Source organism: Bacteroidota bacterium (assembly GCA_008933805.1).
Taxonomy (GTDB): Bacteria; Bacteroidota; Bacteroidia; order UBA8524; family UBA8524; genus SB11.
Map to the genome: position 1 here is coordinate 127,937 of WBUH01000008.1, position 12,797 is coordinate 140,733.

Genomic DNA, 12,797 nt, shown 5'->3' on the forward strand with positions numbered 1-12,797 from the left:
TATTACCAACTATATATAAATGTCACGCAATTACTGTGTTTAGTTAAATGAGCGTCTAAATTGTAGTGGGGTAAGGTTGGTTTTTGTTTTGAACAACTTATTAAAAGATTGTGGATGTTCAAACCCCAACTCGTATGCAACCTCACTAACTGATAAACTGGTGGTAGACAATTTTTCTTTCGCTTTTTCTATAACCTTATAGTGTATGTGCTGCTGTGCATTTTGTCCTGTAAGCGTACGTAGCATATCACTCAAATAACTTGATGAAATATTTAAACACTCAGAAAGGTATTGAACAGTTGGTATTCCTTGGGTCAACGTTTTTTCATTGTTAAAATACTCGTCCAAAATTTCCTCTAACTGCTGTAATAAATCGTTGTTTATAGCCTTTCGGGTAATGAATTGACGCTTGTAGAACCTATTAGCGTAATTTAAAAATAACTCAATTTGGGAAATAATTACATCTTGGCTAAAATCATCAATTCGGTTATTCAGTTCATTTTCAATCATTTTAAAAATCTCAATGATAGTTACTTTTTCGTCTTCCGAAAGATGAAGGGTTTCATTGGTTGAATAGGAAAAAAAGCCATACTGCTTAATTTTTTTGGATAGAGGATACCCTAAAAAGAAATCAGGATGAATAAGCAAAGTATATTCTGAACACACACTTGCACCATTATCGTTGCTGCCAATAATTTGACCGGGGGAAGCAAATAATAAACCGCCTTCGTCAAAATCATAATAACTCTGGCCGTACTTTAGCTTGCCATTAAGTTTAGGTTTGTAGGATATTTTATAAAAACTCAGTACGTGGTATTGCGGAAGCCTGACCAATTCAACCGAGGTATTCGATCCGTTAATCAAACTTAATAAAGGGTGCTGAGGCTTTGGTAAACCAAAAGCTTGGTGCGCCTCTGATAGTGATACAATTTTTTGCGGGCCGTTTTCTTCCTTTTTCATATTTCAATACCTAGTCAAAGTGATAACCGATAAAGGTTAAATATCGGTTATCGCCAATGTTTTATCAAGTAATTTTCATTTCCGGTTTTTACTTGGAAATTCCTTGAGCCGCGTTAGAGATATCCTCCCACGCTTCCCAAGTGGCTAATCTCTCATTATATGCTGTGCGCACCCATGGTAAACAATGGCTACCAAGGAAGAACCGTAACGGAGGATTTTCAGCATCTACAATTTTGAAAAGAGCTTCGGACGTTGCATTCGGATCGCCTCTCTCTATAGTTTTTAAGCTTTCCGCAAACTCCGCTTTAAAACCTGCATAAGTATCAAGACCATTTGCAAATTTTAAAGACTCTTGGCTCCCAAACTCTGTGGCGTAGGCACCCGGTTCAATTATTGTTACTTTAACACCAAAAGGTTTAACCTCTGCGGCAAGGCTTTCATGTATAGCCTCAAATGCCCATTTTGACGAACAATAGTAGCCGATTATAGGCATTGTTACATGACCAAGGTTGCTTGATGTGCCCAGTATATGACCGCCTCCCTGTTTTCGCAATAATGGCAAAGCCGCCTGAATAACCGAAACCGGGCCAATAACATTTGTTTCATAAAGTGCACGTATATCATCTGCGCTGGCTTCTTCAATGGTACCAACAAGAGAATAACCGGCATTATTAAAAATAATATCAAGCCTGCCAAAGTGAGCGTAAGCTTTTTCCATAGCTCTTTTCACCTGATCGGGCTGGGTAACGTCCAGCTCCAAGGTTAGCACGTTTGATCCATATTTTTCAGTAAGATGGGCAATACTTGCCAAGTTGCGTGCTGTAGCGGCAACCTTGTCGCCACGCTTAAGAGCGGCCTCAGTCCAAACGCTCCCAAAACCACGTGAAGTTCCTGTTATAAACCATACTTTATATGACATAGCAGAAGTTGGAGCAGAGCCAACTTTTAAAGTTTGATTTTGATGTGACACAATTTTATATTTTAGATTAATACTGCAACAAAGGTCAGCTGATGCCATTTGCAACTTGTAACCCAATTGAGGATTTATGTAGCTAAAATGAGAATAGTACACAGTGCCAAAAAGAATAACCTCTATAAATCTTGTTTGGATTTAAGAGTGTATAAACGCAAAAGTGAGTAGAATAAAAACAAAAAACCCTTCTCGGTTAAGAAAAGGGTTTTAGTGTTTGTAGCCCGAACGAGCAGATTATCGAACCAGTTGACAGTATTCATAGAAAAATTTACTCGGTTTTCTACTTATTTCAATTCGATATATTAGGTTTAAGTGGGTGAAATTTAGTGGTCGCAGTTGGACAACTTTCGAAAAGGACTCACTTGCCAATCGGTGAATTTGAATTCAGAGGAATTTTAATGGTTGATTTCTCTTAAGAGGCATAAAAGCTTTCTATTTTAAAATTACTACTCTATAAGTTCCTTTCAGTTTATTGTCCATTATTGAGACTACCAAAAAATAAATGCCATTTTTAAGGTCGTTTGTATTGACTTCAAATTCAGGCAAATCAGAGCCTTTATATTTATCGTTTATAACTTCTTTACCAAACAAATCTCTAACACTAAGCGCATAATCCCCCTCACCATCATAATAAATTTTTACAAAAAATGAATTGTTTGCTGGATTGGGGTACACTTTAGCCGAAACAGAATTACTCAACCTAACTACAGAAGTTGACCGACCTTATCGTTTGGATCCATTGACCCCCGTCCTTCAATTTTCAATTCTTGTTCCGACTCGGGGTTTCGATTTGGAAGACAATCTTCTAAAAACGCTTTTGTGTAGCCCATTGCCTCCACACCGATTTCTATATAAGCCCGAACGGCTTCGACTGTTCGTTTACCGCTAGATAAGCAGCCCAAAACGGTTGTTGACAGATTCCAAATAAAATTTCCTAAATATCCAGTATTTGAAAACTCCGTAACCCCATAATAGCAATATTCTGACGCAGGTCATGTTTGAGGGGTTTTGTTAATGCGATATTGCGCAAATAACAAATAATTTAAACAATGGCTACATATCATTCTTTCCATATCCCCGTTATGGGGCTTTCCTTCACCATTGATTCACCCGTTAAAGTTGCCCAATATGGTATTAACTCTGCCATCTCCATCATCGAAGATAAACTGGTAGAACTTATGCGTAACTATTACTACCAGCAGTTGAAGGAGCCTTATGCCCCTATAACCCCTGAAGAACCCGATTACCGCGCAAAAAGAATAACTGACTACCTAAATATAGTAAACAGAATTGTGCAGGAACGGGTTGAAAAACTGCGTAGCTCTACTTTTGAAAAAGGGTCCGAAATTGTAAAATATTTTGAAATGTTGCCCAATGGCAATAAGCTGCGCCACTTGTGTCAGTATATTTTGCGTGAGGGCAGCCAGACAAAAGCGCTGCAAAATTTCCTTCGCAAGCAGGTAGTGGCGGGAAGCATAGATGTAAACATAATGACCAAAATTGACAGGGATGTGTGCGATAAGCAGGGCAATGTGATTGCAGATACATCGGATGCGCTGGCAGCCTTGCGTGGCTACGCAAAAAGCGATTTAACCGATTCTTCGATAATATTTTCGGCGGGTATGAATGTGCGATTGTTTAACTACCTCGAAAATTTAAGTGAATTTAATGCTACCGACTGGGGGAAATTTAATAAACGGATTGTTATAAAAGTAAGTGATTACCGCTCAGCACTTATACAGGGAAAATACCTCGCAAAAAAAGGATTGTGGGTAAGTGAATTTAGGATAGAATCAGGGTTAAACTGCGGTGGACACGCTTTTGCCAGCGATGGGCTTTTATTGGGGCCTATTTTGGAGGAGTTTAAAGTAAAACGTGAAGAACTTCTGGCTGAGTTACACGGACTTTACAAACCGGCCGTTGAACAAAAAGAGGGACTCGCATTTAACCGGCCACACCCGATAGATATTACCGTTCAGGGGGGGATAGGCACCGCCGAAGAAGCTGATTTTCTTATCCGCCAATATAAGATAGGCAGTACCGGATGGGGCACCCCATTTTTGCTTTGCCCGGAAGCAACTACAGTAGATAATCCTACGCTAAGCCTCTTGTGCAGCGCTGATGAAAAAGATGTGATACTTAGCAAAAACTCTCCTTTGGGTGTACGGTTCAATTACCTGAAGGGCACCAGTTCAGAAAAAGAAAAAGAAAGACGGATAGAAAAGGGCGCGCCGGGTAGCCCATGTACCGAAAAATTTCTTGTATCAAACACCGAATTTACAAAAGAACCCATTTGTACCGCCTCACTCACTTACCAAAAACACAAAATAAACCAGCTTAAATCGCTAAACCTACCCGAAGCTGAATTTAAAGAAAAATACAATGAAGTAGTAAGTAAAGAATGTCTCTGTATCGGCCTTAGCAATTCCGCAATTGCCCACTATGGGTTGCCCCCTATTAAAAATCTTAGGGCGGTTACCATTTGCCCTGGGCCTAATATTGCCTACTTTGATAAAACAGTAACACTAAGGCAAATGACCGACCATATTTATGGCCGTGCTAATATTCTTGCCGAAAAAGAAAGGCCGCACATGTTTATTAAAGAACTGGATTTAAATATCAGTTATTTAAAAGAAAATATTGCAGGGCATGAAAAAGAAAATACCAAAGGGTTGAAAGACCTTATTAAATATAGAGCCAACCTTTTGGACGGAATAGATTATTATAAAGAATTAGCGGAAACAATTTTTGGATCTGATACAGAAAAGAAACACCGTTTTTTGAAAGAAATGGACAATAGAAAACAAGATTTAAATCAAATTTTGAGAGGGTTTGAGTAGTTTTTCAAAATAAAGTGAATAATGGCAAGGAATGATTATCACACCCTTTTAGAATAAATTAAATTTAAAATTTATTCCCGCAAGTATAAACAATACACTTATAACTGTTACAACCGCCACATGCTTGTGCATAAGGGGTAGTTTGGCCACAGTAAGGTTTTTTAGTACAAAAAACCGTGCATGGATGGCGATTGCAAAAGTCAGTAACAGCAAACCCAACTTAATATAAAGTTTGTATGCCAATGGATGACAGGGGCTGAAATTATCTGCTGGTAGTAAAGCGACAAAAAGCAAAACACCCGTTATAAGTTGGGTAAACAAGGCTGGGACGCCTATGCGTTCATACACTTTTTCAAAGCGCAACAGGTATTCGGGCGATTGACTTCGTCTAGCCTCAGGTAAAATAACGAATAGTAAAATTAAATGACCGCCTACCCAAATACAGGCACCCAAAATATGTAGGAATAATAACAGCGGCTGCATTATAAATCTTTACGCTTAAAAATAACTGTAGACAGAGCCAACGGTACGACCACCCAAAGCAGTAGTGAAAGGGCTGAAAGTGCTATACCTGTAGTGCCCTGAAAAAAGTTTTTGAACACTGCCCCTGTGTAGCCCATTAAAGCTGCCACATCAAGCTGGATAAGAAACCCTATGCGAGCCAAATCGACTGGGTTTAGCAATACTACAAGAGTTACATAATTTTCAACAGGATAATCGGCAAAGGTATAAAGCCCTAAAAGCACCAATCCATCATATAACAGTGAAAAGTATATCCATAATAATATCGCTATACCTATACCTTTGGCTTTATCTTTTGCCACCACAAATGCCCACAACCCCAATGCTGAAAACACAAGATTGAGCAGTAACCCAAAAAACCACAGAAGTAAAGCATTGCTACCGGGGCCGTATAGCAGCAAAGGTACTCCCACACCCAAAGAAAATGCAAGCACCAAGCTTAGTGCTATGGCAAGATAAAAGGCCATTAGCACTTTGCCACGGCCCAGCGGCTGCGATAATAGCAGCTCAATAAATTCAACCGAGTTAAAAAAATGTATGGTGCTAAACATAAGCGCCACAAGTGGTACAAAAATAAGTATCACGTTTAGCAGGCTTATTACTGATTTTGCAGTATCGGCGCTTAATGAAAACAGACTGTACGATAATAAAAACAGTAGCACCGCATAGCCTGCCACCATCCGGTTTTTAAGCAAATCCCAAAGTAAAAACAGGGTAAGTTTAAAGGTTGTTGTCATGCTATTTTTTTTGCTATTGCTTTGGCAAGCCGTTCTTCGCCTGTGGTTTCTTTTAATATGTTTTTTTCTTCAAAAAACTTCATCCTTCCCTCATTAAGATACATTATATGCGTAGCCGTTTCTTCAACTTCTGGCATTATATGATTGCTTATTAATATGGTTTTACCTTTTAACTTTTCATTAATAATTTTTTCTTTCAATATCTCCGCCGAAAGAGGGTCGAGGCCCGCAGTAGGCTCATCAAGTACAAGCACCGGCGGGCTAAACAAAAAAGCCAAATGGGCACTTAGTTTTTGCTTCATGCCGCCCGATAATGCTTTTATCCTTTTGTCCTTCATTTGTTCTATCCCAAAGTTGTTATACAGGTCTGTATCCTTTTCGCTTTCGTTATGTGGGCGCATTTTTTCAATCAACTGTATTACTTCAGCCACTTTCAGGTTTTCGGGAAATTTTCCAAATTGCGGCATGTACCCCAAATGCTTGCGCAGCAGATGATGCTTGTGTACCTCATTTCCATCATAAAATAACTTTCCCTTATCAGGCAATACCAACCCTAATATTATTTTTATAAGGGTTGTTTTGCCTGAACCATTGGGGCCAAGCAAAGAAACAACCTGGCCTTTTTGCATGGCACAACTTACCCCCTCAAGGGCATATATACGCCCAAATTTTTTTGTAAGGTTTTCAAAAGCTATCATAAGGGTTGTTTCATTAAAGGTTGTTTATCAATAATATTTTCAGGTATTAATGATGGCAATACCCGCTCGGTTTTGTCCATCATATCCACCATCAGACTTCGCATAAACACCATTGCTAATGGGACATTCTCAATCACAACAGAGTATGCACTTATAGGGCGGTAGGGTACATCGCCCACACCGTTACGGTCAAGATCGTAACCCTCATACTTATCCCAGTAATTGGCTGCCAAAATATTGTTGCTAAGTGTACCGTTTGAAGAAAAATCAAAAGTATTGCCTGTAAAAATATTGCCCTCAAAAGTATCGGCAACACAATTGGCAAGCAGGCGCACCGCCCACCCGTTTTTAGAAAACACGTTGTTTTTAAAACTCACGCGGTTGCTGCCTTCAATATATGCCCCGGCAGTATTGTTGGTAAAACTATTGTTATAAATACTGCAATCGTTTATATCTTTAAGCAACAGGCCGTATGCAGAGCCACCCCAGTTATCGGCAAAACGGTTATACTGCATGTTTATTTTTTTTGAGTACATAACTGCCACGCCTGCACCGTTGTTGGCAAACGTATTACCACGGTAGCTGTTTCCGTCAGAAAACATAAAGTGCAACCCGTATCGCGAGTTTTTATAGCTGCGGTTGTTTATTATTTCTGAGTTGGTAACAAATTCAAAATAAATACCGTCGCGGTGTCCGCTGGTATAATTATCCCTGATTAAAACACTATCGGCTTTCCAGCAATGTATCCCGTTGCCGGTTTCAGTAAGCCCCTTGCTACCCCCAAAAAATGTATTATTTTTTATGATTGCTTTATCACCGTATGCCAAAAAAATACCGAAATAGCAATTATCAAATATATTGTGCGATATGGTAATACTGGCCGATTTTTCAACACGTATCCCGGCCATATCTTCCATGCCTGAGCTGCCTGTATTACAAAACTTAAGGCCCTGTATGGTTGTGTTGCCGGTTTCAACCACAAAAATGTGGTGCTTGCTGCCGCCATCAATTTCGGCGCCATTTTCACCGGTTATAAAAATGGGTTTGGTTATTTTTACATTGCGTACATAATATACGCCTTTTTTTATTACTACGGTGTCGTGCGGCATTGCGGCATCAATAGCTGCACTAATAGCATTATATGTGCACCCTGCGGGGCACACATATACTGTTTTTGCGCACGCCATGCCGAAAATAAAAACAAAAATAACAGTTAGTATGCTTTTTTTAGGGTTGTATATCATACTCATACTATTATTTAAATAGGTTCCCGGCCACTATTTCGCCGCCATACTCCTTTTGGGCCTTTTGGGCCTCCGTCGCAGTGCCAAAGGCTACCCAGCCCGACGCCATAGGGGTGCGCAAGCTGCTGCTTTTTAGCAAATGGGCATTATCAAGGTTCACAAAATTTGTGGGGCTATAAAAATTTATTACAAAACGCTGAAATTTTTCAGCAGCGTTATTTTTTACAAATTCTTTCTCAAAATCAGCCATGCAGCCCATATCATCAAACTTATAGGCCTTACCTTTGGCAGTAAGTATTTCTGCACCGTATTTCTTGTCAGAAATAGTCATTTTACAATGGCTGCATTCATCGCTGCCAAAATTTATAGCAACAGGGTTGGTGCCGCCTGCGGTGCAGGCGCTCATCATAAAAATGGTGAAAATGGTTATTATACTCATAACAGGTACCGGTTTTTTACGTTTAAAAATATTTAACTCAATTACAGCAGCCACAACTGCCAATAGTACTGAAAGTATAAAAAATACTCCTCCCAGTGCAGGAAACGAACCTGCTAAAAAATTGGCAATTTGTTTATAACCCAACAACGGTGGCTGAAAGCTGGTATCGTCAAGTTTTATCGGCGCGTGGGGGTCAAGGTCGTGCCCGTAGCTGTATTCCCACATATAAAAATCAACCATAGCTACCAGGGCAAACAACACCAAAAGGGCGGTGTATATATACAGTATGCTTTTTTTATTTAAAAGTGCGGTTACTACACCAAAAACAAGGAAAAAACCCATTAAACCCGGTAGTATTTTAAATTCGGGAAACGATTCGGCAGATATTTTCTGCATGCCTATGTAATGATTAAGGCCGTTGATGGTATCTACGTTTCCGGTAAGTTTATTTATCCATATATGCATGCTCAAACCTTCAGGAAACTGGGGGGCTTCAAGCAGTATCATCCAAATGGGGGCAAAAAATGTGGCTATCAGCGCCAACCCGGATAGGGCGACGATTATTCTTGTGCTGATTTTCATGATAAAAAGGGTTATTTAAAAAAAGAGGGGAAGCTGCCTCCCCCTCTTTTGAGTGAAAAAGTACTTGCTCTGTTTATACTGTTATTATCACTCTTTCTTTTTGGTAGAGTTAAAGCTAAGCGCAACCGATGAACCGGCAGGCGATACCCTTATGTAGCCTGACATTTCCTGGTGCAGTGCACTGCAAAAATCTGTACAGTAAAAGGGATAAACTCCCACTGCTTTTGGTACCCATTTCAGGGTTTGGGTTTCACCCGGCATCACCAATATTTCGGCATTGTTGTTGGCTTTTATAGCAAACCCGTGTGGCACATCAAAATCCTGCTCAAGGTTGGTTACGTGAAAATACACTACATCGCCCACCTTCACACCCTCTATATTATCAGGGGTAAGGTGCGAGCGTATGGCTGTCATATATACGTGCACTTCGTTTCCTTTGCGCTCCACGCGGGCCTGGCCCTCACCTTTGGCTGCAAAGGGGTTGGTGTTTTCTTCCAGTTTAAACCACTGCACTTGCTTTTCTTTTATCAGATCGGCTTTTATAGCTTGTGCATAGTGAGGCTCGCCAATGGTTGGGAAATCGAGCAGCAGTTTCATTTTATCGCCTGAAATATCTATCAACTGAGCCGATTGTGTAAGCTCGGGGCCGGTGGGCAGGTAGCGGTCTTTAGTAATTTTGTTAAGGGCTATAACATATTGGCCCCAGGGTTTTTTGGTATCGCCGCCGGGTATGCACAAGTGGCCTATTGAGTAATAAGTGGGGATACGGTCAACTACTTCGCGGGTTTCCACGTTCCACTTCACAATTTCTGATGATACAAACATTGAGGTGTAGCCAAACCCTTTTCCGTCAAACTCTGTATGCAGGGGGCCAAGGCCGGGTTTTTTCACTTCGCCTGCCAGTGCTGCATCGTATTTTATTACGGGTATTCCGCCAAAATCACCTTCAAAAGCTTTATCAGCAATTGCTTTCTGTATTTTTTCGAAAGAAAATACAGGGATAACGGCTGCCAGTTTACCGCTTGCGGCAATGTATTTACCTGTTGGGTCAACATCAGCACCGTGGGGAGATTTAGGGCAGGGAATAAAGTAGCAAATACCTTCCAACTCTTTAGCATCCAGTTGCAATACCTCTTTCACCAGCTCAGAAGTTGCCATGTGCGATTTTTCGTCGTATTTATTGTGCAGGTAGGCTGCCGGCTTTTTAACCCCTTTGCCTGCTTTTATGTATTCCTCGGCTTTTTTCCAGTTCACCGCCATTATAAAGTCTTTGTCTTTTTGGGTAGCGTTTACCTCAAGCAGTTCGTAGGCTTGTTCAGTATTGTAGCACGAAAAGAACATCCAGCCCTCGCTGGGGCCTTTGCCGGCACGAGCAAGGTCAAAGTTTACACCGGGGGTCATTATCTGGAAAGCAAGGTTCATGTGACCGCTTTCTTTGTCTATTTTTATAAAATTTACTGTTCCCCTAAAATTTTCTTTGAAGCTGCTTATAGGTACATCTTCGCCATCCAACGGAACGCTGAAACGGGTAGCGCCCACAACATACTCGGTATTGGGGGTTACAAAGGGCGAGGCGTGATTACCGCCTACATTGGGCAACTCAAGAATTTCAACCGTTTTAAAACTTTTCAGGTCGATACGGGCAATACGGGGGTGGTTGTTGGCATTGATAAAAAGCCAGCGGCCATCCTGTTCTCCATTGGTTACCGATAGTTGAGGGTGGTGGGTATCGTCCCAGGGAGAAAACCCTTGCGAGGTTTCAAGCATGGGCTTGGTTTCTTCGCTGTAGCCCCAGCCATTTTCGGGGTTCACACTAAACACAGGCACTACTTTTAGCAAGCGCCCTGATGGAAGGCCGTAAACGCCCACCTGCCCGCTAAACCCTCCGGATGCAAACAAATAATAATCATCGTATTTGCCGGGGGCCACATATACCCTTTGTGCTGCATCCCCTTCTACTACGTTGGAGGCACTTTTGGGCTTGCAGCCATTGAGTGCTGAAACAAGCGTGATAATTGCCGCTGCAATAAGCAAGGGCCTGCGAGTTACTTTCGCTTTCATAAGGTTTCTAAAATTTGGTTTATAAATGGAATAGGTTAGTTTTTATTCGGTCCAGCTCTTTTTATGGCCGTCTATTTCTCGGAAATATTCTACAATATTTCTTGCGTCGGGCTCAGCCACATTTTGGTTGGGCATACGCACCAGGCATATTTCAAGCATGTCTTTGGCGGTTTGGTCTTCATTCAGCATGGCTTCGGTATTCATTATCATATTCATTACCCACTCAGGAGTGCGCCTTTCGGTTACCCCGGTAAAGCTGGGGCCTACCAGCCTGTCGCCCTCAATCCTATGGCACGATTGGCATTTCATTTCATACACGCTTTTTCCTTTGGCGGCCATAGCGGCGTCAAACGGGCCAATTTCTACCTTGGTAATGGGGCCAATACCGGTATTGTAGTGTTTTATTTCATTCACTTTTTCCTCCAGTTTCTTCTCTTCTGCGTTAGGGGTTTGGTTTCCCGATGTTTTGTTTGATGAATCGCCGCATGAGGCGATGGCAGCGGCGAAAAACAACGCTACTGCTACAGATAGGGTTGCTTTGGTTTTTAAGGTTGTCATAGTATTAAATTTGTTGGTTCAAAATTAGAATGAGTATAAATAGCAGAAACTGACGTCCGTCAGGATTTTAACTAATGCTTATCATGTTTTAAAAAACAGCACCCTTGTATATTTGTTTGGTTGATAGCTTAAATAAAACAATGTCACAAATAAGTTGTATCAACTGCCAGTCGCTGGCAGTTTCAGTTTTTGCCACTCTTACCTGTCGCGAGTTGGAAGAGTTAAATGCATATAAAGTAAGCAAGATAGTTAAAAAGAGCCGGATAATATTTAATGAAGGTGAAAAAGCCGGCGGGTTATATTGTGTACACGAAGGCCGGGCAAAAGTGTACCGGACTGATATTGACGGACAGGAGCAGATTGTGCGCCTGGCCAAAGAAGGGGATATACTGGGCTACCGGTCGCTGCTGGGTAATGAATATTATCAGGCTACTGCACAAACCTTGCAGGAGTGTACTATTTGTTTTATACCCAAAGGCCACCTGTATGCCATGCTGGAGCGCAACGTAATGCTTCCGTTGAAAATAATGGAAAAACTATCGCACGATATTGGTTTTGCCGAAAAACGGGGCTTTGATTTTATTACCAAAACCAGTCACGAGCGGCTAGCCGAAGGGTTGATATTGTTGATGAAATCGTTTGGGACAACAAAGGACGGTTATATAAATATAGTGCTTACCCGCGAAGATTTGGGCAAACTGATGGGAATGGCCACCGAAACGGTGATACGCGCGCTTAAAGACTGGGAAAGCCAGAAAATTATTTCGTTGTATAAAAAAATGATACGGATAGAAAACCACGAGGAGTTGCTGAAAATTGCCAATATTGAAAATTGAGTAATATCAAACCACCCCTTTGTCCCCTCCTAAACCGCCCACAAATCAGCCATAGGAGGGGAAACAGCCCTACAGGCTACCGTGCCCAACAAATTTTAGCCTTATCATAGTTTTTTCAGTTTATCAATGGCATACGGGTTGGAGCGCCCCTCCTTGCGGGGTTGTGAGCGTAGGCTAAGGAGGTTGGGGTGGTTTAAGCCAACAGGCTTTTAAGGAATTCATTTCCTAATGAACTACCCCGCAGCAGAGCTGACGGAGTATCGAAATTCAAATACATGAAGAAAAAATCATCCACTTCACCATCCACCGTCGCAGCAGAGCTGCGAGGAATTCTTTAGATTAAAGGT

Annotated in this window: 11 protein-coding genes; 2 read left to right on the top strand and 9 right to left on the bottom strand. The window is 41.3% G+C overall.

Going from position 1 to position 12,797, the window contains the following annotated elements:
• Nucleotides 1-39: 39 nt before the first annotated feature.
• The 3 genes from F9K23_09580 to F9K23_09590 all read right to left on the bottom strand — a co-directional run bounded on the left by F9K23_09580 (nucleotide 40) and on the right by F9K23_09590 (nucleotide 2,632).
• Nucleotides 40-960: an AraC family transcriptional regulator gene (locus F9K23_09580; GenBank protein KAB2915973.1), complete on the bottom strand. Its 921-nt coding sequence runs from the start codon at nucleotides 958-960 to the stop codon at nucleotides 40-42.
• 88 nt (nucleotides 961-1,048) lie between these two features.
• The gene (locus F9K23_09585) at nucleotides 1,049-1,879 is read right to left on the bottom strand and encodes an SDR family NAD(P)-dependent oxidoreductase (protein KAB2916025.1); all 831 of its coding nucleotides are present in this window, start codon (nucleotides 1,877-1,879) and stop codon (nucleotides 1,049-1,051) included.
• A gap of 486 nt (nucleotides 1,880-2,365) precedes the next feature.
• Entirely contained in the window at nucleotides 2,366-2,632 is a 267-nt protein-coding gene (locus F9K23_09590; GenBank protein KAB2915974.1) for a T9SS type A sorting domain-containing protein, read from the bottom strand.
• Nucleotides 2,633-2,982: 350 nt separating this feature from the next.
• Between F9K23_09590 and F9K23_09595 the strand changes: the two genes are divergently transcribed.
• Complete coding sequence (locus F9K23_09595) at nucleotides 2,983-4,773, top strand: hypothetical protein (GenBank protein ID KAB2915975.1); 1,791 nt, start codon at nucleotides 2,983-2,985, stop codon at nucleotides 4,771-4,773.
• Between the two features lie 482 nt (nucleotides 4,774-5,255).
• Here F9K23_09595 and F9K23_09600 read toward each other — a convergent pair whose 3' ends face one another.
• The 6 genes from F9K23_09600 to F9K23_09625 all read right to left on the bottom strand — a co-directional run bounded on the left by F9K23_09600 (nucleotide 5,256) and on the right by F9K23_09625 (nucleotide 11,614).
• The gene (locus tag F9K23_09600; protein KAB2915976.1) at nucleotides 5,256-6,032 is read right to left on the bottom strand and encodes an ABC transporter permease subunit; all 777 of its coding nucleotides are present in this window, start codon (nucleotides 6,030-6,032) and stop codon (nucleotides 5,256-5,258) included.
• Nucleotides 6,029-6,730, bottom strand: a complete 702-nt coding sequence (locus tag F9K23_09605; GenBank protein KAB2915977.1) for an ABC transporter ATP-binding protein — start codon at nucleotides 6,728-6,730, stop codon at nucleotides 6,029-6,031. Before F9K23_09605 ends, F9K23_09600 begins: the two co-directional genes overlap by 4 nt.
• Nucleotides 6,727-7,980 carry a nitrous oxide reductase family maturation protein NosD gene (nosD, locus tag F9K23_09610; protein ID KAB2915978.1) on the bottom strand — a complete coding sequence of 418 codons (1,254 nt, stop codon included), beginning with the start codon at nucleotides 7,978-7,980 and terminating at the stop codon, nucleotides 6,727-6,729. Before nosD ends, F9K23_09605 begins: the two co-directional genes overlap by 4 nt.
• Nucleotides 7,981-7,984: 4 nt before the next feature.
• The gene (locus F9K23_09615; GenBank protein ID KAB2915979.1) at nucleotides 7,985-8,995 is read right to left on the bottom strand and encodes a hypothetical protein; all 1,011 of its coding nucleotides are present in this window, start codon (nucleotides 8,993-8,995) and stop codon (nucleotides 7,985-7,987) included.
• An 87-nt stretch (nucleotides 8,996-9,082) separates the two neighbouring features.
• Nucleotides 9,083-11,056 carry a Sec-dependent nitrous-oxide reductase gene (nosZ, locus tag F9K23_09620; GenBank protein ID KAB2915980.1) on the bottom strand — a complete coding sequence of 658 codons (1,974 nt, stop codon included), beginning with the start codon at nucleotides 11,054-11,056 and terminating at the stop codon, nucleotides 9,083-9,085.
• A gap of 42 nt (nucleotides 11,057-11,098) precedes the next feature.
• Nucleotides 11,099-11,614 carry a cytochrome c gene (locus F9K23_09625; protein ID KAB2915981.1) on the bottom strand — a complete coding sequence of 172 codons (516 nt, stop codon included), beginning with the start codon at nucleotides 11,612-11,614 and terminating at the stop codon, nucleotides 11,099-11,101.
• 140 nt (nucleotides 11,615-11,754) lie between these two features.
• Between F9K23_09625 and F9K23_09630 the strand changes: the two genes are divergently transcribed.
• Nucleotides 11,755-12,450, top strand: a complete 696-nt coding sequence (locus F9K23_09630) for a Crp/Fnr family transcriptional regulator (protein KAB2915982.1) — start codon at nucleotides 11,755-11,757, stop codon at nucleotides 12,448-12,450.
• Nucleotides 12,451-12,797: the final 347 nt, after the last annotated feature.